This window comes from Pseudomonas poae, from assembly GCA_028869255.1.
GTDB lineage: Bacteria > Pseudomonadota > Gammaproteobacteria > Pseudomonadales > Pseudomonadaceae > Aquipseudomonas > Aquipseudomonas poae_C.
The window spans coordinates 3,890,678-3,915,424 of the sequence record CP110972.1; the positions used below are offsets into that span (position 1 = coordinate 3,890,678).

The following is a 24,747-nucleotide window of genomic DNA, read 5'->3' on the forward strand; positions in this document are numbered from 1 at the left end:
CCTTTTCACGTAAGCGTTAAGTCTCGCAAAAGACAAACAACTACTGTTCCTCGGACTTCAATAGCGACAGCAACCAAGCAGACTATTGACCAACAACCGTCTGTTTACGGCGGTGGCTGCGTCGGGTCAGCAACACAAATAACGGGCCTATCAGCATACCTATAATGAGTGCCAGCACTACAAATACCGACACCGGTAACTGAGCTGTACTCAATCCCAGAAACGACAACGTAACACCATTCTGATTTTCAAGCACAAAGGCCAAGATCGCCAAGATGACGACAGCAACCATCAAGGTCAGCAATATACGCTTTGCCTTCAGCATACCTTTCCCCTTACCTGAAAAGACTCAAACGCCTTCTTCCTCATCCTCATTCACCCGATCCCGCAATTCCTTCCCCGGCTTGAAATGAGGCACAAACTTCCCATCCAGACTCACCGACTGCCCGGTCTTGGGGTTTCGCCCAACCCGCGGTGCGCGGTAGTGCAGCGAAAAGCTGCCAAACCCGCGGATTTCAATCCGATCGCCAGTCGCCAGGCACTGGGACATCTGCTCAAGCATGGTCTTGATAGCCAGCTCCACATCTTTGGATGAGAGCAGCCCTTGATGGGTGACAATTCGTTCGATCAACTCCGACTTCGTCATATTTTTCCCTTCTTTTTCAAGCAGCTAGGAAAAGCGCTTCGAAGGTTTTAGCATGACTTGATGAATTTGAACAGCCCATACATAAACTTATCTGCTGGTTGAATAAACAGCCGTAACGGCCGCACAACACGCTCAGTTGCAGATGACGAGCATAGTGCGAGTGACTGCACCAGCAGGGTTCCAGCCGAATAGATAGTCGCCCTCCTCATCCTTGGCGTCACTGGACCGGGTGATGACCTTGTAGCCCTGCATCTTGCATTCACGGGCAGCGCGCTTCTCACACTTGTCCCAGTGGTTGCCCAGCCCCGAGCAATCGATCTCTATACCGCTGACACCACGCCTGGCGTGGGTCTTGGCGCTGGTGGTCGAGCAGCCAGCAAGCACGAGTACCACGAATATTACGATAAGCCTGTTCATTCAAATCCTTATTGAAACAACAACGCTGGAACAGCTTTCATAAGACTATAGTCAGTTCTGACAGTGAGCCGCGACTCTTGGTTCTCGGTGTTGATTCAACGAATTTCAGGCACAAAAAAGGGCGACCGAAGTCGCCCTTTTTCTATGGTCTGACAGAACTTAGTTCTGTTTTTCCATTTGCGCACGCAGCAGAGCACCGAGAGTGGTGTCAACTGGAGTATCCGAGGAGGCTGGCTTGTCGCGCAGGCTCTGGATAGCTTCTTTCTCTTCCACTTCGTCTTTCGACTTGATGGAGAGTTGGATTACGCGGCTCTTGCGGTCAACGCTGATGATCTTGGCTTCTACTTCCTGGCCTTCTTTCAGAACGTTGCGCGCGTCTTCAACGCGGTCACGGCTGATTTCGGAGGCCTTCAGAGTCGCTTCGATATCGTCGGCCAGAGTGATGATGGCGCCTTTAGCGTCAACTTCTTTCACTGTGCCCTTAACGATTGCGCCTTTGTCGTTCTCTTGTACGTACTCGGAGAACGGATCGCTTTCCAGTTGCTTGATACCCAGGGAGATACGCTCGCGCTCTGGGTCAACCGACAGGATAACGGTGTCCAGCTCGTCGCCCTTCTTGAAACGACGAACAGCTTCTTCGCCAACTTCGTTCCAGGAGATGTCGGACAGGTGAACCAGGCCGTCGATGCCGCCATCCAGACCAATGAAGATACCGAAATCGGTGATCGACTTGATGGTGCCGGAGATTTTATCGCCCTTGTTGAACTGGCCAGAGAAATCTTCCCATGGGTTAGATTTGCACTGCTTGATGCCCAGGGAGATACGACGACGCTCTTCGTCGATGTCCAGAACCATAACTTCCACTTCGTCGCCGACTTGTACGACTTTCGAAGGGTGGATGTTTTTGTTGGTCCAGTCCATTTCGGAAACGTGTACCAGGCCTTCCACGCCTTCTTCCAGCTCAGCGAAGCAGCCGTAGTCGGTCAGGTTGGTAACACGCGCGGTAACGCGAGTGCTTTCTGGGTAACGAGCTTTGATAGCAACCCATGGATCTTCGCCCAGCTGCTTCAAGCCCAGGGAAACGCGGTTACGCTCACGATCGTACTTCAGAACCTTGACATCGATCTCGTCGCCAACATTGACGATTTCGGAAGGATGCTTGATACGCTTCCAAGCCATGTCGGTAATGTGCAGCAGGCCATCGACGCCACCCAGATCGACGAATGCGCCGTAATCGGTGAGGTTCTTGACGATACCTTTGACTTGTTGGCCTTCCTGCAGGGATTCCAGCAGAGCTTCACGCTCGGCGGAGTTCTCTGCTTCCAGGACGCTACGACGGGAAACGACAACGTTGTTGCGCTTCTGGTCGAGTTTGATGACCTTGAATTCGAGTTCTTTGCCTTCCAGGTGCGTGGTGTCGCGCACTGGACGAACGTCGACCAAAGAACCTGGCAGGAACGCACGGATGCCGTTAACGTCGACAGTGAAGCCGCCTTTAACCTTACCGTTGATAACGCCCTTGACCACTTCTTCAGCTGCGAAGGCTGCTTCGAGAACAATCCAGCATTCAGCGCGCTTGGCTTTTTCACGGGACAGCTTGGTTTCACCGAAACCGTCTTCAACCGAGTCCAGAGCAACGTGAACTTCGTCACCGACATTGATAGTCAGGTCACCAGCATCGTTGTAGAACTGTTCCAGCGGGATCAGAGCTTCAGACTTCAGACCAGCGTGAACGGTTACCCAGCGAGCTTGGTAATCGATATCAACGATAACACCGGTGATGATGGAGCCTGCCTGAAGGTTCAGGGTTTTTAGGCTTTCTTCAAAGAGTTCCGCAAAGCTTTCGCTCATTTTAATTCCTGTTGATAAGGGCGAAGAATACGCCCATCTCCACACCCCAGACGGTGTGGGTTAGTTTCAATTAGAAGAAGCACCACAGGACTATGACTGGTCCCCTGCGGCCTTCTTGGTCACCCGGCGATATCGCGAATGGCGATTTCACTCAAGATGCGTTCCAGCACCTGCTCGATGGACAACTCCGTGGAATCCAGCTGTATGGCGTCAGCCGCCGGCTTTAGCGGGGCTACTGCGCGCTGGGTATCACGCTCATCGCGTGCACGGATCTCATCTAGCAGACTCGACAGACTAACACCATCGACTTTGCCCTTCAACTGCAAGTAACGGCGGCGAGCCCGCTCCTCGGCGCTGGCAGTCAGGAAAATCTTCAGCGGCGCCTCGGGAAACACCACGGTGCCCATGTCGCGACCATCGGCCACCAGACCCGGCGGCTCCTGAAACGCCCGCTGACGCTGCAGCAAGGCATCGCGCACGGCCGGCAGCGCGGCAACCTGCGAGGCCCAGGAGCCGACTTGCTCGTTGCGCAGATCATCGGTCACGTCATCCCCTTCCAGGATGATGCGCTGCGGATGACCTTCCGTCGCCCCGACGAACTGCACATCAAGATGCGCCGCCAGCAGCTTCAGGGATTCTTCGTTGGTCAGGTCGACGCCATGGTTGCGTGCGGCGAATGCCAGCAGGCGATACAGCGCGCCGGAATCCAGCAGGCACCAGCCCAGGCGCTTGGCCAGGATGCCGGCGATCGTGCCTTTGCCCGAGCCGCTTGGCCCGTCGATGGTAATCACCGGTGCTTTGATATTCACAATTGAGCCTCTTGGGCAACACGGATGCCGACTTGGGCACACAGTGTAAGAAAATTCGGAAAAGACGTAGCAACATTGGCGCAGTCACGGATACGAATCGGCGCCGCCGCCCGTAGGGAAGCAACGCTGAACGCCATGGCGATCCGGTGATCGCCCTCGGCATGCACTTCGCCACCGCCAATCAGGCCACCGTCAATGATAATCCCATCGGGGGTCGGTTCACACTTCACCCCCAGCGCCAGCAGACCGTCGGCCATCACCTGGATACGGTCGGATTCCTTCACGCGCAGCTCTGCAGCACCGCGCAACACAGTGCGCCCGGCAGCACAGGCCGCCGCGACAAACAGCACCGGAAACTCGTCAATCGCCAATGGCACCAGCGCTTCGGGGATCTCGATGCCTTTCAATGCGGCAGCGCGCACGCGCAGGTCTGCGACAGGCTCGCCACCCACTTCGCGCTGGTTTTGCAGGGTGATATCCGCGCCCATCAGCCGCAGGATATCAATCACCCCGGTGCGGGTCGGGTTGATGCCGACATGCTCCAGCAACAGCTCGGAACCCTCGGCAATCGACGCCGCCACCAGGAAAAACGCCGACGAGGATATATCCCCCGGCACTTCTATATGGGTCGCGGTCAGCGCATGCCCCGCTTCCACCGACGCCGTCGCGCCCTCTACCGTCACCGGATACCCAAAGCCGCGCAGCATGCGCTCGGTATGGTCACGGGTAGGCGCAGGCTCGGTTACCGCGGTTTTACCTTCGGCATACAACCCGGCCAGCAACAGGCAGGATTTGACCTGCGCGCTAGCCATCGGCATTGAGTAGGCCACGCCTTTCAAAGCCTGCCCGCCAAGGATAGTCAGCGGCGGGCGCCCATCCGGCCCGGTCTCGATCACCGCGCCCATTTCCCGCAAAGGGTTAGCCACACGATTCATCGGGCGTTTGGACAGCGACGCATCGCCGGTCAACACGCTGTCAAAGCGCTGCGCCGCCAGCAACCCGGACAGCAGGCGCATGGACGTGCCGGAGTTACCCAGGTAGATCGGCCCTGGCGCGGGCTTCAAGCCATGCAAGCCCACCCCGTGAATAGTCACGCGCCCATGGTGCGGCCCCTCAATCACTACACCCATGTCACGAAAAGCCTGCAAGGTCGCCAGGGCATCTTCGCCTTCAAGGAAACCTTCGATCTCTGTCACGCCTTCAGCCAATGAACCGAGCATGATCGAGCGATGGGAGATCGACTTGTCGCCCGGCACCCGAATCTGCCCGCTCAAGCGGCCGCCCGGGTTGGCGAGAAAGGTCAGCTCATCGGCGTTCACAGCAGTTTCCATATAGGCCCGGCGCGCCAGGATCTTGCTGAAATGCTCACGCGCCACTCGCGCACGGGTGAACACGCCCAATAATTGATGGCCATCACCTGCATCGACCGCGTCGCGCAAGGCGTCGAGGTCGCTGCGGAAGGTGTCCAGGGTGCGCAACACCGCTTCGCGATTGGCGAGGAAGATGTCGTGCCACATCACCGGGTCACTGCCGGCAATCCGCGTGAAATCGCGGAAGCCACCGGCGGCGTAACGGAAAATCTCGAGGTTTTCGTTGCGCTTGGCCAAGGAGTCCACCAAGCCAAACGCCAGCAAATGCGGCAAATGACTGGTCGCCGCCAGCACTTCGTCGTGGCGTTCGACCTGCATATGCTCCACATCCGCCCCCAGCTCGCGCCACAGACGGTCCACCACGGCCAAGGCCGCCGGGTCGGTTTGCTCAAGCGGCGTCAGGATCACCTTATGGCGACGGAACAGTTGCGCATTGGAGGCCTCCACCCCGCTCTGCTCGGAGCCGGCAATCGGATGGCCCGGCACAAAGCGCGACGGCATGCCGCCAAACGCCAGCTGCGCCGCACGCACCACATTGCCCTTGGCACTGCCGACGTCCGTGAGGATCGCCTGCCCCAAGTCCATGCCGGACAGCACCGCCAGCAACTTCTCCATAGCCAGGATCGGCACGGCCAGCTGGATCACGTCCGCGCCCTGGCACGCAAGCGCCAGATCTGCTTCACAGCGATCCACCACGCCCAGCTCTACCGCCAGTTTGCGCGATTGCGGGTCCAGGTCCACCCCGACCACTTCGCCGCACAGCCCGCTTTCACGCAGGCCTTTGGCGAAGGAGCCGCCGATCAACCCCAGACCGACCACCACCAGGCGACCGATCATAGGCACAGCAGGTTGCAATGCAGTGACATCAACCACGAGCCAGAACCTTGGCCAATGCCTCCAGGAAGCGGCTGTTCTCAGCCGGCAAGCCAATGGTGATGCGCAGGTGGTTCGGCATGCCGTAGTTGGCTACCGGACGCACGATCACGCCTTCGCGCAGCAGGCCCTGGAAGACCGGCGCGGCCACTTGGCCGAGGTCGACACAGATAAAGTTGCCCTTGGACGCAATCCAGCCCAGACCCAACTCAGCAAAGCCTTCCTGCAATTGCAGCATGCCGCTTTCGTTGATACGGCGACCTTGCTCCAAGTACTCGGCATCCTTCACCGCCGCACAGGCCGCCGCCAGGGCCAGGCTGTTGACGTTGAACGGCTGGCGCACGCGGTTCAGCACGTCCGCGACAACAGCCGTGGACAAGCCGTAGCCAACTCGCAACGAGGCCAGGCCATAAGCCTTGGAGAACGTGCGCGACACCAGCAGGTTCGGGTAGGCCGCCAGGAAGTCGAGGCCGTCCGGCAGGTCGCTGCCTTCGGCGTACTCGATGTAGGCTTCGTCCAGCACCACCAGCACGTGCTCCGGCACGTCCTGCAAAAACTCGTTAAGCGCCTGCTCATCAAACCAGGTGCCGGTCGGGTTGTTCGGGTTAGCGATAAACACCACGCGGGTCTGGGCGTCGATGGCAGCCAGCATGGCCGGCAGATCATGCCCCCAGTTCTTGGCAGGAATCACGCGGGCATCGGCGCCAACGGCCTGGGTGACGATCGGATACACCGCAAACGCGTGCTCGCTGAACACCGCGTTCAGGCCCGGCGCCAGGTAGGCGCGGCCCACCAGCTCAAGGATGTCGTTGGAGCCGTTACCCAGGGTCACCTGGTTCAGCTCGACCCGGCATTTTTCCGCCAGCAGGGACTTGAGGGCAAAGCCGTTGCCGTCCGGATAGCGCGTCAGCTCGGCCAGCTCTTCACGAATCGCCGCCAATACTTTAGGGCTAGGGCCCAGCGGGTTCTCGTTGCTCGCCAGCTTGACGATTTTGGAAGGGTCCAGGTTCAACTCACGCGCCAGCTCGTCCACAGGCTTGCCCGGAACGTAAGGCGACAGTTGTTGCACGCCCGGCTGAGCCAGGGCGAGGAAGTTGCCACTCATGTTAAAGCCTCACAAAACCGCTTTCGGGTAAGAGCCCAGCACCTTGAGTGCCACGGCTTCCTGACTGATTTTCTCCAGCACACCTTTAACCAGTGGGTCGCGGTGGTGGCCGATGAAGTCGATAAAGAACACATACGTCCATTTACCGCTGCGCGAAGGGCGAGTTTCGATTCGCGTCAGGTCAATCCCGTTATCGTGGAACGGCACCAGCAGCTCATGCAGCGCGCCGGGTTTGTTGCTCATGGAGACGATGATCGAGGTCTTGTCGTCGCCGGTCGGCGGTACTTCCTGGCTGCCGATCATCAGGAAACGCGTGGAGTTATCCGGGCGATCCTCGATTTTTTCGGCCAGGCGCGTCAGACCGTACAGGCCAGCCGCCATATCGCCGGCGATCGCCGCCGAGTTCCACTCACCCTTGACCCGCTTGGCGGCCTCGGCGTTGCTGGACACCGCCACGCGCTCGACATTCGGGTAATGCGCATCCAGCCACTTGCGGCACTGGGCCAGCGACTGCGCGTGGGAGTAGATACGGCTGATGCTGTCGGTCTTGGTGCTCTCGCCCACCAGCAGGTGGTGGTGGATGCGCAGCTCGACTTCGCCACAGATCACCATGTCGTGCTCGAGGAAGCTGTCCAGCGTGTGGTTGACCGCGCCTTCGGTGGAGTTTTCCACCGGCACCACGCCAAAATTAACCGCACCGGCTGCCACTTCACGGAACACTTCGTCGATCGCCGCCATCGGCTTGCTGATCACCGCGTGGCCGAAGTGCTTCATGGCCGCGGCTTGAGTGAAGGTGCCTTCAGGACCGAGGTACGCGACTTTCAGCGGCTGCTCCAGCGCCAGGCACGAGGACATGATTTCACGGAACAACCGTGCCATCTCTTCGTTGCCCAACGGGCCTTTGTTGCGCTCCATCACGCGCTTGAGCACCTGGGCTTCGCGCTCAGGCCGGTAGAACACCGGCACTTCGCCTTCAGCCAGGGACGCCATTTTTACCCGCGCCACTTCCTGGGCACAGCGCGCACGCTCGCTGATCAGCTCCAGGACTTTCTCGTCCAGGCTGTCAATGCGTACACGCAGGGCCTTGAGTTCTTGCTCAGACATTAGCCGTGTTCCTTTTCGAACTCTGCCATGTAGGAAACCAGCGCCTTGACGGCGTGGATGTCGACAGCGTTGTAGATGGAGGCGCGCATGCCGCCTACCGAACGGTGACCCTTGAGGTTCAGCAGGCCGCGCTCGTCGGCACCAGCCAGGAATGGCTTGTCCAGGCGGTCGTCAGCCAGGCGGAACGGCACGTTCATCCAGGAGCGGTCGGTGAGGTTGATCGGGTTGCTGTACAGGCCGCTGGCGTCGATGAAGTCGTACAGGGTGCGCTTCTTCTCTTCGTTCAGCTTGCCCATGGCGGCGACACCGCCCTGCTCTTTCAGCCACTCGAACACCAGGCCGGACAAGTACCAGGCAAACGCCGCCGGCGTGTTGTACATCGAGCCGTTGTCGGCCGCGACCTTGTAGTTGAGCATGGTCGGGCACAGCGAGCGGGCGCGACCCAGCAGGTCTTCGCGGATGATGTTGACCAGGATGCCGCTCGGGCCAATGTTCTTCTGTGCACCGGCGTAGATCATGCCGTACTTGGACACGTCGATCGGGCGCGAAAGAATGTCCGAGGACATGTCGCACACCAGCGGCACATCGCCCACTTGCGGCACCCAGTCGAACTCCAGGCCGCCGATGGTTTCGTTCGCCACATAGTGCACGTAGGCAGCGTCCTTCGACAGTTTCCACTCGTTCTGACCTGGAATCGCGAAGTAATCGTAAGGCTTGGCGGTGCCTGCCACATTGATGTGACCGTAACGCGAGGCCTCTTCAATGGCCTTCTGGCCCCAGATACCGGTGTCGATGTAGTCGGCGGTGCCATCTTCCGGCAACAGGTTCAGCGGCAGTTGGGCGAACTGCTGGCTGGCGCCGCCCTGCAGGAACAGCACTTTGTAGTTGGAGGGATGCCCAGCAAGTCGCGCAGGTCCTGCTCGGCTTTGGTGGCGATGGACATGAACTCATCACTGCGATGGCTCATTTCCATCACGGAGAGGCCTTTTCCATGCCAGTCGAGGAGTTCACCCTGCGCACGCTGCAGGACTGCTTCAGGAAGCGCCGCGGGACCGGCACAGAAGTTATAGGCTCTCTTGCTCACATCCAATCTCACTCTGATCTGGTGGGGCTGCAATCATATTCGGCAACGTCCTGTTCTGGAGCGGACCTTTGTGGGAGCTGGCTTGCCTGCGATAGCATCACCGCGGTATCACTTGAACTACCGAGGTGCCTGTATCGCAGGCAAGCCAGCTCCCACATGGACCGAGTCCGGACAAAGGACCTGTATTTCAAAGGGGACAAACAACAAGGGGGCGAATCTTCATCCGCCCCCTGTGTGTCCGCTTATTCCTGCGGTTCTTCTTCGTCTGCGGCAGCATCGAGGGTTGGCTCGTCGACGTTGTCATCGCCTGCTGCGATCACCTCGCCTTCGAATTCCTCACCTTCCAGCTCTTCGCCTTCGACCTCCGAAGGCTCCTGCACACGCTCCAGGCCGACCAGTTTTTCGTCCTTGGCCAGCTTGATCAAGGTCACGCCCTGGGTGTTACGGCCCAGGCTCGACACTTCAGCCACTCGGGTACGTACCAGGGTGCCCTGGTCGGAAATCAGCATGATTTCCTCGCCATCGAGCACCTGGACCGCGCCGACCAGACGGCCGTTGCGATCGTTGCTGACCATGGCGATCACGCCCTGGCCGCCACGCTTGTACTCCGGGAACTCGCTGATGGCGGTGCGTTTGCCATAACCACGCTCGGAAGCGGTGAGGATCTGGCTGCCTTCTTCCGGAATCAGCATCGAAATCAGCTTCTGCCCTTCCGGCAGACGCATGCCGCGCACACCGCGAGCGGTACGGCCCATGGCACGCACGTCGGATTCCTTGAAGCGCGTGACCTTGCCGCCATCGGAGAACAGCATGACTTCACGCTCGCCGTCGGTGATCGCGGCGGAGATCAGTACGTCGCCTTCATCCAGCTCCAGGGCGATCAGGCCCACGCTGCGCTGGCGGCTGAAGGATTCCAGCGGGGTCTTCTTCACGGTGCCTTTGGCGGTGGCCATGAAGATGAAGTGACCTTCGGTGTATTCCTCGACCGGCAGCATGGTGGTGATGTATTCATCACTGTCCAGCGGCAGCAGGTTGACCAACGGACGACCACGGGCGGCACGCGAGGCTTCCGGAATTTCGTAGGTTTTCAGCCAGTACACCTTGCCCTTGCTGGAGAACAGCAGCAGCGTGGTGTGGCTGTTGGCGACCAGCAGGTGAGCGATGTAGTCCTCATCCTTCACGCCGGTAGCCGATTTACCTTTACCGCCACGGCGCTGGGCCTGGTACGCAGCCAGAGGCTGGGTCTTGGCGTAGCCGCCGTGGGAAATGGTCACCACGCGCTCTTCTTCCGGGATCATGTCACCCAGCGTCAGGTCGAGGCGGGCATCGAGGATCTCGGTGCGGCGCACGTCGCCGTATTCGGCGCGGATCACTTCCAGCTCTTCGCGGATCACTTCCATCAGGCGCACGGCGCTGTTGAGGATGCGGATCAGCTCGCCGATCTGGTTGAGAATCTCCTGGTACTCGGCCAGCAGCTTCTCGTGCTCCAGACCGGTCAGGCGGTGCAGGCGCAGTTCCAGAATGGCCTGGGCCTGTTCCGGCGACAGGAAATACTTGCCATCGCGCAGACCGTATTGCGGGTCCAGGGTCTCCGGGCGGCACGAATCGGCACCGGCACGCTCAACCATCGCCACCACGGCGCTGGATTCCCACGGCATCTTGATCAGGGCTTCCTTGGCTTCCGACGGCGTCGGAGAAGCCTTGATCAGGGCGATGACCGGGTCGATGTTCGACAGTGCGACCGCCTGGCCTTCCAGGATGTGGCCGCGCTCGCGGGCCTTGCGCAGTTCGAACACGGTGCGGCGGGTAACCACTTCGCGACGGTGACGGACGAAGGCTTCCAGCAGATCCTTGAGGTTCAGGATGCGCGGGCGGCCGTCGATCAGGGCCACCACGTTGATACCAAACACGCTTTGCAGCTGGGTCTGGGCGTAGAGGTTGTTGAGGATCACCTCAGGCACTTCGCCACGACGCAGCTCGATCACCACGCGCATACCGTCTTTGTCGGACTCGTCGCGCAGCTCGGTGATGCCTTCCAGTTTCTTCTCTTTAACCAGCTCGGCGATCTTCTCGATCAGACGCGCCTTGTTCAGCTGGTACGGCAGTTCGGTGATGACGATCTGCTGGCGGCCACCGACCTTGTCGATGTCTTCGATCATCGAGCGGGCGCGCATGTAAATGCGGCCACGGCCGGTGCGGTAGGCTTCAATGATACCGGCGCGACCGTTGATGATCGCGGCGGTCGGGAAGTCCGGGCCGGGAATGTACTGCATCAGCTCATCGACGGTCAGCTCAGGGTTGTCGATAAGGGCCAGGCAACCGTCGATGACTTCACCGAGGTTGTGCGGCGGGATGTTGGTGGCCATGCCCACGGCAATACCGCTGGAACCGTTGACCAGCAGGTTGGGGATCTTGGTCGGCATGACGGCCGGGATCATTTCGGTGCCGTCGTAGTTCGGCACCCAGTCCACGGTTTCTTTATGCAGGTCGGCCAGCAGCTCGTGCGCCAGCTTGGTCATGCGCACTTCGGTGTATCGCATGGCCGCGGCGTTGTCGCCGTCGACCGAACCGAAGTTGCCCTGGCCGTCTACCAGCAGGTAGCGCAGGGAAAATGGCTGGGCCATCCGAACGATGGTGTCGTACACCGCAGTGTCGCCGTGAGGGTGATACTTACCGATCACGTCACCGACAACACGGGCAGATTTCTTGTACGGCTTGTTCCAGTCGTTACCCAGCTCGCTCATCGCGAACAGCACACGCCGGTGCACGGGCTTCAAGCCATCGCGCGCATCAGGCAGTGCCCGACCGACAATTACGCTCATCGCGTAGTCGAGGTAGGACTGTTTCAGCTCGTCTTCGATATTGACCGGGAGGATTTCTTTGGCCAGTTCGCCCATGAGAAGCCTGATTCCTTTTTCGGGTGAAACCTCGTCGCATCCATATGGGACGAACGAAGCTCGCCGCTGCCGGCAGAGTGCCTGACAACGACTTACGACAAATCAACGAGTTATGACACGGATCTGCACGTTATAGGCAACCCCTTGGGGCGGCCCTGGAAACCGCCGGATGTTATCACAATCGCCGCCACGCACCTATCCCCCTGATGCGCATGGAGCATAGTAAGTTGACGGGTGACAGGCTTGAGGGCGACGAGAGGGGCTCAGAGCTGGGTTGGTGCTGTTTTCTGAGGGCAGATCCGAGGGTTTTGTTGACTTATAAAGCCAATCGGGGGCAAGCCCCCTCCCACATGTTGACCTGTGAACACATTCAGTGTGGGAGCGGGCTTGGCTGCGATGGCGACCTCACCGACACCGAAGCCCTCAATGCAACCGTTTACGGCACATCAACTTGGCCAGCTTGGCGGTGTCCGGTCGCTCGACGACGCCCTTTTCGGTCACGATCACGTCGATCAGGTCGGCCGGGGTCACGTCGAACACCGGATTATAGGCATTCACATCGGCGGCAAAACGCTGGCCGGCGACTTCCAGCAACTCGCCCGCATCGCGCTCTTCCAGGGCGACGTCATCGCCGGTAGCCATCATCAAGTCCAGGGTGGAGCTGGGGGCCACCACCATAAAGCGCACGCCATGGTGCATGGCGCACACCGCCAGCTGGTAAGTACCGATCTTGTTGATCACATCGCCATTGGCGGCAATGCAATCGGCGCCGACGATCACCCAGGTCACGCCCTTGGTCTTGAGGATATGCGCGCCCGCGGAGTCGGCATTCACCGTGACCGGGATGCCCTCACCCGCCAACTCCCAGGACGTCAGCCGCGAGCCCTGCAGCCAAGGGCGGGTTTCATTGACGTAGACCTGCTCCACCAGCCCTTCCAGGAAGGCCGCACGAATGACCCCCAGGGCCGTACCGACACCGCCCGTGGCCAGTGCACCGGCATTGCCGTGAGTCAGGATCGCCTGAGCGTTGCCCTGGTGCTTGCGAATCCTCTCGACGCCCAGTTGGGCCATGACCAGGTTGGCTTCGCGATCACTTTCATGAATCGCAATGGCTTCGGCCTCGAGCACCGCCTGGGGGTCGGCGTGCTTGCGGAGGCGGTCCAGGCGGTCGCGCATACGCTTGAGGGCCCAGAACAGGTTCGACGCAGTCGGACGGGTATCGGCCAGCAGCGCGTAGTCTTCTTCCCACGCAGCCTGCCAGTCACCGCCCTCGGCGATCCGCTCTCGGGCGGCGAGCACCAGGCCATAGGCGGCGCTGATGCCGATGGCCGGTGCACCGCGCACCACCATCGTACGAATGGCGGTGGCCACTTCCTCGACGGTGTTGCAGGTCACCCAGCTTTCCCGGGCCGGCAGCGAACGCTGATCGAGCAGGTGCAGTGCGCCATCACGCCAATCGATGGCCTTCACTTTCTCCGCTGCCAACAGTCGATCGCGCATCCCTCACCCCGTACTCATCAACAAAAGCCGCCGATTATAGCGATCCGCCAGCCAAGACGCTCGGGTATACTTCGCCGTTCTTTACAGATGCCTGGGAAACCGCCCTCGATGACACCGACTGCCGCCCCGCTCGACTTATTGCTGCTGCCCACCTGGCTGGTACCTGTCGAGCCTGCCGGTGTCGTGCTCAAGGAGCACGGCCTGGGCATTCGCGACGGGCGCATCGCGTTTATCGGCCCCCGCGCAGCGGCGCTGAAGCTTGCGGCCAGCGAGGTCCGCGAGCTGCCCGGCATGCTGCTCAGCCCCGGCCTGATCAATGCCCACGGGCACGCGGCGATGAGCCTGTTTCGCGGCCTGGCCGATGACCTGCCGCTGATGACCTGGCTCGAAAAACACATCTGGCCCGCCGAGGCCAAGTGGGTCGATGAAGCCTTCGTGCGTGACGGCACCGATCTGGCCATCGCCGAACAGCTCAAGGGCGGCATCACGTGTTTCTCCGACATGTACTTCTACCCCAAGGTCGCCAGCGATTGCGTGCACAACAGCGGCATGCGCGCACAGATCGCGATTCCGATCCTCGACTTCCCGATCCCCGGCGCCAGCACCGCCGACGAGGCGATTCGCCAGGGCATCGAGCTGTTCGGCGACCTCAAGCACCACCCGCGCATCAAGATCACCTTCGGCCCCCACGCACCCTACACTGTGTGTGACGCCAACCTGGAAAAAATCCGCGTGATCGCCGAAGAGCTGGACGCCACGATCCATATGCATGTGCATGAAACGGCGTTTGAGGTACAACAGGCCGTCGAGCAGACCGGCGAGCGGCCATTGGCCCGCCTGGGTCGCCTAGGCTTGCTGGGCCCGCGCTTCCAGGCGGTTCATATGACCCAAATCAGCGAGGATGACCTGGCTTTACTGGTAGAAAGCAACACCAGCATCATCCACTGCCCGGAATCGAACCTGAAACTGGCCAGCGGCTTTTGCCCGGTGGAGCGTCTGTGGCAGGCTGGGGTCAATGTGGCCATCGGCACCGACGGCGCCGCCAGCAATAATGACCTGGACCTGCTGGGCGAGACCCGCACCGCGGCGATGCTGGCCAAGGCCGTCGCCGGGTCGGCCACCGCACTGGATGCCCACCGCGCCCTGCGCATGGCCACGCTCAACGGCGCCCGTGCCATGGGCCTGGAAAGCGAGATCGGCTCGCTGGAAGTCGGCAAGGCGGCGGATATCGTGGCCTTCGATCTTTGCGGGCTGGCGCAACAACCGATCTACGATCCGGTCTCAACGCTTATATATGCCACCGGACGCGATTGTGTGAAACACCTTTGGGTCGCCGGCAAGCAGTTACTCGACGACCGGCAATTGACCCGCATGGATGAACAGCAGTTGACCGCCACAGCCATTGCCTGGGGCGAACGCATCAGCGGGCACAGCGAATAACGACGGTGTTGAACCCCTACGTTCAGCACCGACAACACGATTTATCAGGTTTAGAGGATTCACCATGAGCAACGTCGACCACGCCGAAATCGCCAAATTCGAAGCCCTGGCTCACCGCTGGTGGGACCGCGAAAGCGAATTCAAACCCCTGCACGACATCAACCCATTGCGGGTGAACTGGATTGACGAGCGCGTCAACCTGGCCGGCAAGAAGGTATTGGACGTCGGTTGCGGCGGCGGCATCCTCAGTGAAGCGATGGCCCAGCGCGGCGCCACCGTGATGGGCATCGACATGGGCGAAGCACCGTTGGCCGTGGCCCAGCTGCATCAGCTGGAATCCGGCGTGAGCGTGGAGTACCGCCAGATCACCGCCGAGGCCCTGGCCGAAGAGCTGCCCGAGCAGTTCGACGTGGTCACCTGCCTTGAAATGCTGGAACACGTGCCGGACCCGTCCTCGGTAATCCGCGCCTGTTTCCGCATGGTCAAGCCGGGCGGCCAGGTGTTCTTCTCCACCATCAACCGTAATCCCAAGGCCTACCTGTTCGCGATCATCGGCGCCGAATACATCATGAAGCTGCTGCCGCGCGGCACCCATGATTTCAAGAAATTCATCCGCCCTTCCGAGCTGGGCGCCTGGAGCCGTCAGGCCGGCCTGACCGTCAAGGACATCATTGGCCTGACCTACAACCCGCTGACCAAGCACTACAAGCTGGCCAGCGACGTTGACGTCAACTACATGATCCAGACCCTGCGCGAGGAGTGAGCCTGTGAAGTTGCGAGCGGTTCTCTTCGATATGGACGGTACCCTGCTGGACACCGCGCCGGACTTTATCGCCATCTGTCAGGCCATGCGCGCCGACCGTGGCCTGGCGCCGGTCAACCCCCAGCACATCCGTGATGAAATCTCCGGCGGAGCGCGGGCGATGGTCGCCGTGACCTTCTCGATGGACCCCGAATCCCCAGGTTTTGAAGAGCTGCGCCAGGAATTTCTTGAGCGCTACCTCAAGGGCTGCGCCGTCCACAGCAAATTGTTCGACGGCATGGCCGAACTGCTGGAAGACATCGAGAAAGCCAAGCTGATCTGGGGCGTGGTCACCAACAAGCCGTTGCGCTTTGCCGAGCCGATCATGCAGCAACTGGGCCTGGCCGAACGCTCGGCACTGCTGATCTGCCCCGATCATGTAAAAAACAGCAAGCCGGACCCGGAGCCGATGATCCTGGCGTGCAAGATGCTCGACCTGGACCCGGCCAGCGTGTTGTTCGTGGGCGACGACCTGCGCGACATCGAGTCCGGCCGCGACGCCGGCACGCGCACGGCGGCGGTCACTTATGGGTACATCCACCCGGACGACAACCCGCGCCACTGGGGCGCCGACGTGGTGGTGGATCACCCGCTGGAACTGCGCAAGGTGCTGGATAACGCTCTGTGCAGTTGCTGACTGTTCGAAGCTCTTGAAATCACCGAGGTCAATGTGGGAGCTGGCTTGCCTGCGATTGCGGCCTGCCAGCCAGCACTTGCGGTGACTGATACTGCGCAATCGCAGGCAAGCCAGCTCCCACATGAATGGGTTACCAATCCGAATTCTGTAGAGGTTGTTGTTTATGTTTGATTACTCCGCACGTCCAGAACTGCTCAAAGGCCGGGTGATCCTGGTCACCGGCGCCGGCCGCGGGATTGGCGCGGCGGCAGCAAAAACCTACGCCGCCCATGGCGCCACCGTGCTGCTGCTGGGCAAGACCGAAGCCAACCTGGCCCAAGTGTATGACGAGATCGAGGCAGCGGGTCAGCCGCAACCGGTGGTCATTCCGTTCAACCTGGAGACCGCCCTGCCCCATCAATATGATGAGCTGGCGGCGATGATCGAAAAGGCGTTCGGCCACCTCGACGGCCTGCTGCACAATGCCTCGATCATCGGCCCGCGCACGCCAATCGAACAGCTGTCCGGCGAGAATTTCATGCGGGTGATGCACGTGAACGTCAACGCAATGTTCATGCTGACCAGCACCTTGCTGCCACTGCTCAAGCTGTCCCAGGATGCCTCGGTAGTGTTCACCTCCAGCAGCGTCGGGCGTAAAGGTCGGGCGTATTGGGGGGCTTATGGGGTGTCGAAGTTTGCGACTGAAGGCTTGATGCAAACCCTGGCCGACGAGTTGGACACGGTTGCGCCGGTACGGGCCAACAGCATCAACCCGGGCGCCACGCGCACCAGCATGCGGGCCCAGGCGTATCCGGGGGAGAACCCGACGGATAACCCGACGCCGGAGGAGATCATGCCGGTGTACCTGTACCTGATGGGTCCGGATAGCACGGGCATTAATGGGCAGGCGTTTGACGCGCAGTAAACATCTGCAACGCCGCAGAACCCAAAAGTGGCTGGCCTTTGTGGCGAGCGGGCTTGCCCGCGTTGGGCTGCAACGCGGCCCCAAAACCTGCCACCGCGCGCGCTCTGTTAGATCGCGGTGCGGCTGCTTCGCAGCCCAACGCGGGCAAGCCCGCTCGCCACGTGGCTCGCCCTACATTGGGTTACACGTTTAGTTCTTCACCACTTCTTCCAGGGTGAAGCGCCCCAGCGGGTTCTGCAGGAAATTGCTCACATTCTTGCGTGAGATGTTGATGTACGGGCTGTAGTACAGGTCGATCCAGTTCACATCCTGTTTCGCCAGTTTTTGCAGGTCCACATACATCTGCTCACGCTTGACCGGGTCAGCCTCGATCCGCGCCGCCGCTACCAGTTCCTTGACCTTGTCGTTCTTGTAACGGGTCATGTAGTTCTGGTTGGTGTCGTGGCCCAGCACGAAGGTGGTCTTCTGGTCCGGGTCGAGGATGTCGTTGGTCCAGTACATCACCGAAATATCGTACTCACCGTCCACCAGCATCTGCCAGCTTTGGGTCGGGTCGACTTTCTGCAGGTTGGCCGTTACGCCGACCTTGGCCAACTGGTCCTTGATGATCACCGCAATCTGCTCGTCGGCTTCGTTGCCGGCGTTGACCACGTAGTTGAGCTTCAAGTCCTTGGCACCGGCATCCGCCAGCAGCTTCTTGGCGGCCGTCGGGTCATACGGGCGCTGCAGATTGTTGGCGTAGTGGTACAGCGAGCCTTTGGGGATATAGGAATAGGCCACGGTACCCTGGCCGTAAGTGGCGGTTTTCACCAGCGATTGTTTATCGATGGCCATGTCCAGCGCCTGGCGGACTTCCGGCTTGGCCAGCAGGCCATGCGCGTGGTTGATCAACAAGTGATCCTCACGGGTGGACGGGTCGGAGTGGATCACCACGTTCTGGTCTTTTTTCAGCTCTTCTACCCGGGAAAACGGCACGAAGATCGCTGTGTCCAGCTCGTTGTTCTGCACCATGCGCATACGCGTGTTGTCATCGGTCACGGAGACCCATTCCACGCCATCGAGGCTCACGTTCTTGGCCTGCCAGAAATTCGGGTTCTTCTTCAGGATCACCCGATCGCCCTTGCGCCACTCCTCCACGGTAAATGCGCCGGAGGTCACCGGATTTTCCGAGTAGGCGTCTTCGCCCATTTTGGTCATGGCCTTTTCCGACAGAATCGACACCGTCGGCGACGCCAGTTGCGACAGGAAGGCTACCGCCGGAGTCTTCAGGGTGACCACCAGGGTTTTCGGGTCCGCAGCCTTGGCCGTGTTGATCAGGTTGAAGGGGTCAGCCCACAGCGAAGCTTTGTTGTCGCGGATACGCAGCAGGCTGAACGCCGCATCATCGGCGGTGATCGCCGAGCCGTCGGAGAACTTCGCCTCGCGCAGCTTGAAGGTGTAGGTCAGGCCGTCCTTGGAAATTTCCCAGCTTTCTGCCAGGCCCGGTTCCATCTTGGTGCCTAGGTTGTCCACGCGCACCAGGGTGTCGTAGACGTTGGCAAACACCCAGGTATCGCGGTTTTGCGCGCTTTTGATCGGGTCGAAGGTGGTGCTGTCTTCACGGCAGCCGATGGTCAGCACACCGGCGGCCTGGGCGAGGCCGGCGGTAAGGGACCATGCAGTCAATGTAGCGGCGGCGAGCAACTTCAAGTGGCGCGATTGCATATCACAACTCCTTGTTAATGAATGGCAGAGGGTTAAAGCAACGGTTCTTCAAGCACGCAACTGTATCGATGCTCGTGCAGGAAATGGGTCGGCGGCAACACCACGGAACACATGGCGCGCGCATACCGGCAACGCGGGTGAAAGGCACAGCCTGTCGGCAAATTCAGCGGGCTCGGGGGTTCACCGGGCAACGGTTCCGTGGGCAGTGGCCGATGCGGATCAATCTCGGGAATCGCCTGGATCAGCGCCGCCGTGTACGGATGGCGCGGCGCGGTAAACACCGCTTCCACTGGCCCTTCCTCGACGATCTTGCCCAGGTACATTACCGCCACTCGGTCGCACAGGCGGCGCACGATGGCCAGGTCATGGGCGATAAACAGGATCGCCAGGTTCATGCGCTGCTGCAGCTCCAGCAGCAAATTGATGATCTGGCCCTGGATCGACACATCCAGCGCCGCCACGCATTCATCGGCGATGATCAGGCGCGGCTCCACCGCCAGCGCCCGGGCGATCCCCACGCGCTGGCACTGGCCGCCGCTGAGGGAGCCGGGTTTGCGGCCGGCCAGTTCCGGACGCAGGCCCACCAGGTCAAGCAGCTCAACCACGCGGGCCGGGATCTGCTGCAAAGCGACTTTGCGCTGTACCCGCAAGACCTCGGCAAGGGTTTCGCCGATGGTATGGCGCGGGTTCAGCGCGGCATACGGGTCCTGGAAAATCATCGCGGTTTCATGGCGCAGGCGAGCAATGTCAATCGCACTGCCGTGGGCCATATCGATGCCATCAAACAACACCTGGCCGGCGCTGATCGGGTTGAGGTGCAGGATCGCCCGCCCCAGCGTACTTTTGCCGCTGCCGGACTCACCGACCAAACCCAGGGTTTGGCCTGCGGCCAGGTTCAGCGACACCCCGTTCACCGCCTTCACCCACTGTTTGTTCAGGCCGAACAGGCCATTGCCGGACGCCGCGAAGCGCACCTCCAGGTTCTTGATTTGCAACAGGCTCATGGGCGGCCTCCCAACGGATAGTGACACGCCACCCGCACGCCCTCCGGCAGCAACTCGGTGCACAGGGTACCCACCTGCGGGCAGCGCGGGTTGAAGCGGCAACCGGCGGGCAAGGCATCCAGCAACGGCGGCTGGCCGGGAATGGTACGCAGCAGGGCATGCCCGCTGCTGTGGGCGGGCTGGCAGTCGATCAAGCCGGCGGTGTACGGGTGCTGCGGATGGGCCAGCAGGTCATATTTGCTGCCGTGTTCGCACAGGCGCCCGGCATACATCACGGCAATGGAATCACAGGTCTGCGCTACCACGCCGAGGTCGTGGGTAATCATGATGATCGACAGGCCGCGCTGATCGCGCAGCTCCAGCAGCAGACGCAGGATCTGCGCCTGCACCGTCACATCGAGGGCGGTGGTTGGCTCGTCGGCAATCAGCACGTGCGGGTCGCAGCCCAGGGCCACCGCGATCATGGCGCGCTGGCGCATACCGCCGGAGAACTCGTGGGGATAGTTATCGACCCGCGCCTGAGGGTCCGGAATGCCGACCTGGCGCAGCACCTCGATGGCTTGCCGGCGTGCATCCTTTTTCGACGCGCCTTGATGCAGCCGGATGCCCTCGGCGATTTGCTCGCCGATGCGCATCAAGGGGTCGAGGTGGCTGCTGGGGTTCTGGAAGATCATGCCCAGTTGGCCGCCGCGTACGGCACGCATACCGGCATCATCAAGTTGCAATAAATCCTGCCCGGCCAGGTGCACCGAACCGCCCTGCACTCGCAGATTGGGCGACGGCAACAAGCGCATCAGCCCGCGACAGGCCATGGTCTTGCCCGAGCCGCTCTCACCCACCAGGCCGAGGATTTCACCTTCGGCCAGGTCGAAAGACACACGGTCAACCAAGGTGACATCGCGCCCGGTACTGTTGGCAATCACGCTCAGGTCCCGGACCTGCAAAATGCTCATGCGCGATCCCCCAGCACTTGCGCCACACCATCGGCCAGCAGGCTGAAGCCCATGGCCAGGGTCACAATGGCCAGGCCCGGAAAGGTGCAGATCCACCACGCAGTGGTGATAAACGCCTGGCCTTCAGCGACCATGGTGCCCCACTCGGCGGTCGGTGGTTGCACACCCAGGCCCAGGTAGCTCACGGCAGCGCCGTTGAGCAGTACCAGCACGGCATCGGACATGGAAAACACAATCGAGCCGAACATCGCATTCGGCAACAAGTGCCGAAACAGAATGCGCCCATGGCCAAAGCCCAGGCTCTTGGCGGCGAGGGCAAAGTCGCTTTCCTTGAGCACAAGGATCTGCGAGCGGATCAGCCGCGCATACGACACCCAGCCCACCAGCGCCATGGCGATATAAAAGCTCTTCAAGCCCGGCCCGAGGATGGCCATGATTGCCAGCATCAACACCAGGAACGGGAACGCCAGGATCACATCGATCACCCGCATGCAGAAGCTGTCGAAGCGCCCGCCAATATAGCCGGACACCGCACCGATAAAGGTGCCGATCATAAACGGAAAGATCACCCCGACGATGGCCAGCTGCAGGTCGATGCGCGCGCCCCAGATCACTCGCGACAGGATGTCCCGCCCGTAGTTATCCGTACCGAATGGGTGCGCCAGGCCCGGGCCGAGCAAGCTGATATCGGTGTTCTGCGCAATCGGGTCATAGGGCGCGATCCACGGGGCAAACACGGCCAGGGCCAACCACAGCAGCAGAATCAACAGGCCCCATGCCGCCGTCAGCCGGCCATTGCGAAAACCAAAGCGCAGGCGCAAACGCCAGGGGGCAATCAACGGGCGGCTGCTCATTGCATCTTCACTCGCGGGTCGAGAGCCACCGTCACCACATCGGCGACAAAGTTGACCACCACCGTCGCACAGGCCAGCACCATGGCCACGCCCTGCACCACCATGTAGTCACGGGTGAAAATCCCGCGCACCAGCAATTGGCCAATGCCGGGAATGGCGAACAGGCTTTCGATAACCACGGTGCCACTGATCAGCCAGCCGATATTCACCGCCAGCAGGTTGACCGCCGGCACCAGCGAATTGGGCAACACATGGCGGCGAAATACGGCGGCTTCCGACAACCCTCGCGCCCGCGCAGCCGTGACGTGATCCGCCTGCAATTCCATCAACATGCTCGCCCGCAGGTTACGCACCAGCACCGCCGAGAGCGCCAGGGCGATGGTCAGGCAGGGCAACACCATGTGGTGCGCCTTGTCCAGCCAGGTCCGCCCGTAGCCGGACACCGGGAACAAGCCCCACTGCACACTGAGCAGCAGGATCAGCATCAAGCCCAGCCAGAATGCCGGCATGCCCAGGCCTATGGTGGTGAACACGCGGATCAGGTTATCCGCCCAGCCACCTTTATTGCGTGCGGCCCACGTCGCCAGCGGCACCGCGATCAGCAGCGCCAGCGCCACGCTGCCGAGCACCAGCACCAGGGTCGGCTCAATGCGGGTGACGATCAGCTTCAAAGCATCGACCTTGTACAGCAGCGATTGGCCGAGGTCGCCCTTGAGCAGGTTTTTCAGGAAGTAGAAGTATTGCAGCCACAAGGGTTGGTCGAGGCCGTACTGGGCGCGGATTTTCAGCAAGGCGTCGGGCGTACTGCGCGACCCCAGCAGGGCTCGCGCCGGGTCGCCGGGGATCGAGCGCACCAGCACAAAGGTAATCAGGCTGATGCCAAACAGCACCGGCAGCAATTGCAGCGGCCGGGACAACACAAAACGGTAGCGCGCCAGGTTCATCCGTCAGCCTCGGTGGCGAGCGAGGAAATCCAGCAGCACCGGAAAATACGCCTGGGGTTCCTCGTAGAAAGGCATATGGCTGCTGTTGGGGAATACATGCAGTTCGGCGTGGCGGGCCGCCATCTTCATGCGCATCGCGCAGGCCGGGGTGAGTTCGTCGTGCTGGCCGGTGGTGATCAGGATCGGCATCTGGAACGCGCCCATCTCCTTGATACGGTTCCAATCCTTGAGGTTGCCGACGTAGAGGAACTCGTTGGGGCCCTGCATGGTTTCGTAGGGGCCCATGTTCCAGTCGCCCAGGGAGCGTTTGACCGGCTCGGGCCATTCGTCCAGACGGCACACGTGGCGATAGTTGAGCAAAGTGATGGCCGCCTGATATTGCGGGTGGTCCAGGGTGCCCATGGCTTCGTGGCGCTGCATCATGGCCACGGTTTCGCTGCCCAGCGCGCCGCGCAGGCGTTCGAGCTCCTGGGACAGGTGCGGGATATCGCCGACAGTGTTCTCGAGGATCAGGCTTTTAAGGGCATCGGGATAGTGAATCGCGTATTCGATCCCAAGCCAGCCGCCCCAGGAATGCCCGAGCAAATGCACGCGGCCCAGGCCCAGGGTTTGGCGCACGGTTTCAACTTCTTCGACATAACGGCCGATTTCCCACAAGGAAACGTCGGTTGGTCTGGCAGATGCGCCGGTACCAAGCTGGTCGAATGCAACCACTCGCAGGTTATGGTCCTTGAGCCAGCCATGAGCGTCGCGCAAGTAGTCACAAGGCAGCCCGGGGCCGCCATTGAGGCACAGCAGCACCTCATCGCCGTCGCCAAAGCTGTAGACCACGAGGTTATGGCCGTCGACTTGCACGTTGTACTGCTGGTCGGGGGTAATTTCACGCCACATGCATACATTCCTTGTGTTGTGTCGGCCTGGCAGGTAGCGGCCGTGTATCGGCCAACACTACCTAGGATGCCGTGCGTCCATAACCTAGCATTTCTTATAGGTTTGGCCTGGCAGTCCTTCGCCGGGGCGTGGCATTCTACTTGCAGCAAGTCGAGATTCAAATGAATTCGGGAGCAGAACGGATGCTGGCCAAGCTGACTGCCTTAAATCACCGTCTGATGCCGGGCAGGAGCCTGGATGAGCAGATGGACAACACTTTCATCCTCGCCCAGCAGTTGGGCTTCGATGCATTGGTGTATGACTACACGCCGGTGCCGATCGACCAGGATGGTGCACTGATCACCCCCTCTGTGCTGGAGCTGCGCAATACTCCGGCCGACTGGCATGCCTTGTGGTGCAGCAAAGGGTTCTACCAGATAGACCCGGTGCAGCACCTGGCCCTGCGCACGGTTTCGCCGTTTGTGTGGTCGTACGAAGCCAAGGCCGACACTGCCTTGCAAAAGATCATCGACCCCTGCCACGCGCCTGTTTCGTCCTACCTGCACGACCAGCAACTGACCTGCGGCGTCAGCGTGCCGATCCACCTGCCCCGTGGTGGTTTCGCTTCGCTGACCGGCCTGCGTACTGGTAAAGCACGTAGCGTGCTGCAGGATGCGCAGCAGACCTTGTCGGATTTCAGCCTGATTACCCATGCCTTGCAGGAAGCGGCCTACCCGCTGTTCAGCAAGGAGCTACGCACCTACCCGCACATTCACCTGACCAAACGCGAACGCGAGTGCCTCAAGTGGGCCGCCGAGGGCCTGACCGCCGCCGAAATCGCCACCCAACTCAGCCGCTCGCTGGCGGTGGTCACCCTGCACCTGGCCTCGGCGATGCACAAACTGGGCGCTAAAAACCGGGTACAGGCCGTGGTGCGCGCCACCCATTACCGCCTGCTCGAAGACTGACCTGGGCAAAA

At 60.8% G+C, this 24,747-nt stretch carries 21 protein-coding genes and 1 pseudogene; 5 read left to right on the plus strand and 17 right to left on the minus strand.

Features of this window, described 5'->3' with window-relative positions:
• Positions 1-82 precede the first annotated feature (82 nt).
• The 11 genes and pseudogenes from LRS56_17525 to mtnA all read right to left on the minus strand — a co-directional run bounded on the left by LRS56_17525 (position 83) and on the right by mtnA (position 13,656).
• A complete protein-coding gene (locus LRS56_17525) occupies positions 83-325 on the minus strand; it encodes a lipopolysaccharide assembly protein LapA domain-containing protein (protein WDU60673.1) in 243 nt (80 codons plus the stop codon).
• 24 nt (positions 326-349) lie between these two features.
• On the minus strand, positions 350-646 hold the full coding sequence (ihfB, locus tag LRS56_17530; GenBank protein WDU60674.1) for an integration host factor subunit beta: 297 nt from the start codon (positions 644-646) through the stop codon (positions 350-352).
• 132 nt (positions 647-778) lie between these two features.
• The gene (locus LRS56_17535) at positions 779-1,063 is read right to left on the minus strand and encodes a hypothetical protein (protein ID WDU60675.1); all 285 of its coding nucleotides are present in this window, start codon (positions 1,061-1,063) and stop codon (positions 779-781) included.
• Positions 1,064-1,222: 159 nt separating this feature from the next.
• Positions 1,223-2,914: a 30S ribosomal protein S1 gene (gene rpsA / locus LRS56_17540; GenBank protein WDU60676.1), complete on the minus strand. Its 1,692-nt coding sequence runs from the start codon at positions 2,912-2,914 to the stop codon at positions 1,223-1,225.
• A 119-nt stretch (positions 2,915-3,033) separates the two neighbouring features.
• Positions 3,034-3,723 carry a (d)CMP kinase gene (gene cmk, locus LRS56_17545; GenBank protein WDU60677.1) on the minus strand — a complete coding sequence of 230 codons (690 nt, stop codon included), beginning with the start codon at positions 3,721-3,723 and terminating at the stop codon, positions 3,034-3,036.
• The gene (locus LRS56_17550) at positions 3,720-5,930 is read right to left on the minus strand and encodes a bifunctional prephenate dehydrogenase/3-phosphoshikimate 1-carboxyvinyltransferase (GenBank protein ID WDU65768.1); all 2,211 of its coding nucleotides are present in this window, start codon (positions 5,928-5,930) and stop codon (positions 3,720-3,722) included. The genes cmk and LRS56_17550 overlap by 4 nt, the downstream gene beginning before the upstream one ends.
• Before the next feature lie 28 nt (positions 5,931-5,958).
• Positions 5,959-7,071: a histidinol-phosphate transaminase gene (gene hisC, locus LRS56_17555; GenBank protein WDU60678.1), complete on the minus strand. Its 1,113-nt coding sequence runs from the start codon at positions 7,069-7,071 to the stop codon at positions 5,959-5,961.
• A gap of 9 nt (positions 7,072-7,080) precedes the next feature.
• A complete protein-coding gene (pheA, locus tag LRS56_17560) occupies positions 7,081-8,175 on the minus strand; it encodes a prephenate dehydratase (GenBank protein ID WDU60679.1) in 1,095 nt (364 codons plus the stop codon).
• A pseudogene (gene serC / locus LRS56_17565) lies at positions 8,175-9,259 on the minus strand (3-phosphoserine/phosphohydroxythreonine transaminase). The gene pheA and the pseudogene serC overlap by 1 nt, the downstream one beginning before the upstream one ends.
• A 242-nt stretch (positions 9,260-9,501) precedes the next feature.
• Entirely contained in the window at positions 9,502-12,156 is a 2,655-nt protein-coding gene (gyrA, locus tag LRS56_17570; GenBank protein ID WDU60680.1) for a DNA gyrase subunit A, read from the minus strand.
• A 423-nt stretch (positions 12,157-12,579) separates the two neighbouring features.
• Positions 12,580-13,656, minus strand: coding sequence for an S-methyl-5-thioribose-1-phosphate isomerase (gene mtnA / locus LRS56_17575; GenBank protein ID WDU60681.1), 1,077 nt, complete (start codon positions 13,654-13,656; stop codon positions 12,580-12,582).
• A gap of 108 nt (positions 13,657-13,764) precedes the next feature.
• Between mtnA and LRS56_17580 the strand changes: the two genes are divergently transcribed.
• The 4 genes from LRS56_17580 to LRS56_17595 all read left to right on the plus strand — a co-directional run bounded on the left by LRS56_17580 (position 13,765) and on the right by LRS56_17595 (position 17,439).
• Positions 13,765-15,096 carry a TRZ/ATZ family hydrolase gene (locus LRS56_17580; protein ID WDU60682.1) on the plus strand — a complete coding sequence of 444 codons (1,332 nt, stop codon included), beginning with the start codon at positions 13,765-13,767 and terminating at the stop codon, positions 15,094-15,096.
• 64 nt (positions 15,097-15,160) lie between these two features.
• Positions 15,161-15,859, plus strand: coding sequence for a bifunctional 2-polyprenyl-6-hydroxyphenol methylase/3-demethylubiquinol 3-O-methyltransferase UbiG (gene ubiG / locus LRS56_17585; GenBank protein WDU60683.1), 699 nt, complete (start codon positions 15,161-15,163; stop codon positions 15,857-15,859).
• A 4-nt stretch (positions 15,860-15,863) separates the two neighbouring features.
• Positions 15,864-16,535, plus strand: a complete 672-nt coding sequence (gene mupP / locus LRS56_17590; GenBank protein WDU60684.1) for an N-acetylmuramic acid 6-phosphate phosphatase MupP — start codon at positions 15,864-15,866, stop codon at positions 16,533-16,535.
• Positions 16,536-16,698: 163 nt separating this feature from the next.
• Positions 16,699-17,439 carry a YciK family oxidoreductase gene (locus LRS56_17595; protein ID WDU60685.1) on the plus strand — a complete coding sequence of 247 codons (741 nt, stop codon included), beginning with the start codon at positions 16,699-16,701 and terminating at the stop codon, positions 17,437-17,439.
• Positions 17,440-17,628: 189 nt separating this feature from the next.
• On the opposite strand, the gene LRS56_17600 is transcribed toward LRS56_17595, so the two are convergent.
• From LRS56_17600 to LRS56_17625, 6 genes are read right to left on the minus strand one after another with little or no spacing between them, the layout of a single operon-like run.
• The gene (locus tag LRS56_17600; GenBank protein ID WDU60686.1) at positions 17,629-19,143 is read right to left on the minus strand and encodes an ABC transporter substrate-binding protein; all 1,515 of its coding nucleotides are present in this window, start codon (positions 19,141-19,143) and stop codon (positions 17,629-17,631) included.
• Positions 19,144-19,175: 32 nt separating this feature from the next.
• On the minus strand, positions 19,176-20,147 hold the full coding sequence (locus LRS56_17605; GenBank protein ID WDU60687.1) for an ABC transporter ATP-binding protein: 972 nt from the start codon (positions 20,145-20,147) through the stop codon (positions 19,176-19,178).
• Positions 20,144-21,100 (minus strand): ABC transporter ATP-binding protein, encoded by a 957-nt coding sequence (locus tag LRS56_17610; GenBank protein ID WDU60688.1) that lies wholly within the window; start codon positions 21,098-21,100, stop codon positions 20,144-20,146. Before LRS56_17610 ends, LRS56_17605 begins: the two co-directional genes overlap by 4 nt.
• On the minus strand, positions 21,097-21,954 hold the full coding sequence (locus LRS56_17615; GenBank protein WDU60689.1) for an ABC transporter permease: 858 nt from the start codon (positions 21,952-21,954) through the stop codon (positions 21,097-21,099). Before LRS56_17615 ends, LRS56_17610 begins: the two co-directional genes overlap by 4 nt.
• On the minus strand, positions 21,951-22,898 hold the full coding sequence (locus LRS56_17620; protein WDU60690.1) for an ABC transporter permease: 948 nt from the start codon (positions 22,896-22,898) through the stop codon (positions 21,951-21,953). Before LRS56_17620 ends, LRS56_17615 begins: the two co-directional genes overlap by 4 nt.
• Positions 22,899-22,901: 3 nt before the next feature.
• Positions 22,902-23,789 carry a proline iminopeptidase-family hydrolase gene (locus tag LRS56_17625; protein WDU60691.1) on the minus strand — a complete coding sequence of 296 codons (888 nt, stop codon included), beginning with the start codon at positions 23,787-23,789 and terminating at the stop codon, positions 22,902-22,904.
• Between the two features lie 182 nt (positions 23,790-23,971).
• Between LRS56_17625 and LRS56_17630 the strand changes: the two genes are divergently transcribed.
• Positions 23,972-24,736, plus strand: coding sequence for a LuxR family transcriptional regulator (locus LRS56_17630; GenBank protein WDU60692.1), 765 nt, complete (start codon positions 23,972-23,974; stop codon positions 24,734-24,736).
• Positions 24,737-24,747 lie beyond the last annotated feature (11 nt).

Bases quoted from the DNA above. Each gene is read 5' to 3' on its own strand.
- LRS56_17525 (WDU60673.1), bottom strand. From the start codon at position 325: ATGCTGAAGGCAAAGCGTATATTGCTGACCTTGATGGTTGCTGTCGTC.
- ihfB (WDU60674.1), bottom strand. From the start codon at position 646: ATGACGAAGTCGGAGTTGATCGAACGAATTGTCACCCATCAAGGGCTG.
- LRS56_17535 (WDU60675.1), bottom strand. From the start codon at position 1,063: ATGAACAGGCTTATCGTAATATTCGTGGTACTCGTGCTTGCTGGCTGC.
- rpsA (WDU60676.1), bottom strand. From the start codon at position 2,914: ATGAGCGAAAGCTTTGCGGAACTCTTTGAAGAAAGCCTAAAAACCCTG.
- LRS56_17550 (WDU65768.1), bottom strand. From the start codon at position 5,930: ATGATCGGTCGCCTGGTGGTGGTCGGTCTGGGGTTGATCGGCGGCTCC.
- hisC (WDU60678.1), bottom strand. From the start codon at position 7,071: ATGAGTGGCAACTTCCTCGCCCTGGCTCAGCCGGGCGTGCAACAACTG.
- pheA (WDU60679.1), bottom strand. From the start codon at position 8,175: ATGTCTGAGCAAGAACTCAAGGCCCTGCGTGTACGCATTGACAGCCTG.
- gyrA (WDU60680.1), bottom strand. From the start codon at position 12,156: ATGGGCGAACTGGCCAAAGAAATCCTCCCGGTCAATATCGAAGACGAG.
- mtnA (WDU60681.1), bottom strand. From the start codon at position 13,656: ATGCGCGATCGACTGTTGGCAGCGGAGAAAGTGAAGGCCATCGATTGG.
- LRS56_17580 (WDU60682.1), top strand. From the start codon at position 13,765: ATGACACCGACTGCCGCCCCGCTCGACTTATTGCTGCTGCCCACCTGG.
- ubiG (WDU60683.1), top strand. From the start codon at position 15,161: ATGAGCAACGTCGACCACGCCGAAATCGCCAAATTCGAAGCCCTGGCT.
- LRS56_17595 (WDU60685.1), top strand. From the start codon at position 16,699: ATGTTTGATTACTCCGCACGTCCAGAACTGCTCAAAGGCCGGGTGATC.
- LRS56_17600 (WDU60686.1), bottom strand. From the start codon at position 19,143: ATGCAATCGCGCCACTTGAAGTTGCTCGCCGCCGCTACATTGACTGCA.
- LRS56_17605 (WDU60687.1), bottom strand. From the start codon at position 20,147: ATGAGCCTGTTGCAAATCAAGAACCTGGAGGTGCGCTTCGCGGCGTCC.
- LRS56_17610 (WDU60688.1), bottom strand. From the start codon at position 21,100: ATGAGCATTTTGCAGGTCCGGGACCTGAGCGTGATTGCCAACAGTACC.
- LRS56_17615 (WDU60689.1), bottom strand. From the start codon at position 21,954: ATGAGCAGCCGCCCGTTGATTGCCCCCTGGCGTTTGCGCCTGCGCTTT.
- LRS56_17620 (WDU60690.1), bottom strand. From the start codon at position 22,898: ATGAACCTGGCGCGCTACCGTTTTGTGTTGTCCCGGCCGCTGCAATTG.
- LRS56_17625 (WDU60691.1), bottom strand. From the start codon at position 23,789: ATGTGGCGTGAAATTACCCCCGACCAGCAGTACAACGTGCAAGTCGAC.
- LRS56_17630 (WDU60692.1), top strand. From the start codon at position 23,972: ATGCTGGCCAAGCTGACTGCCTTAAATCACCGTCTGATGCCGGGCAGG.